At 68.0% G+C, this 413-nt stretch carries 1 pseudogene; it reads right to left on the minus strand.

Annotated features, from left to right (window positions below):
- Positions 1-64: 64 nt before the first annotated feature.
- Positions 65-413: pseudogene (locus tag EOB36_RS34605) on the minus strand (acetoin dehydrogenase dihydrolipoyllysine-residue acetyltransferase subunit); the annotation flags it as partial.

Consider the following 413-nt stretch of genomic DNA (forward strand, 5'->3'; position numbering starts at 1 on the left):
TATCGGCACTCCTTCTGACATTCTGTCGTGGCGCCCTTGACGCGGGCGTGATGGTCTTGCCGGCTCAGCCGGCACTTCGCACCGTATCGGCGATGAGCCGGGCGGTGAGCGCCGGTGCCTCGATCTGCGGTACATGGCCAACGCCATCGAGAAGATGAACGGCAGTGAAGCCCGGCGCGCGGGCCGCATGGGCGACCGGGATGACGCGATCGAGCCTGCCCCAGATGAGCCGCGTCGGGACGGCGAGTTCGCCAAGCGCGCCCGCGAGATCGAAACCCTGCGTGCCGTCCGGGAACAGGCTTTCGGCCATCGCAGTGAGCGCGTCGCGATTGCCGGTCTTTTCCAGCTGTCTGAGTGCGGCCTGCGCATAACCGACCGGCAGGGCCGAGGGGTCGCCGACCATGACCGCCAGC

The sequence above is a fragment of the Mesorhizobium sp. M6A.T.Cr.TU.017.01.1.1 genome, from assembly GCF_004023115.1.
Classification (GTDB): Bacteria; Pseudomonadota; Alphaproteobacteria; order Rhizobiales; family Rhizobiaceae; genus Mesorhizobium; species Mesorhizobium mediterraneum.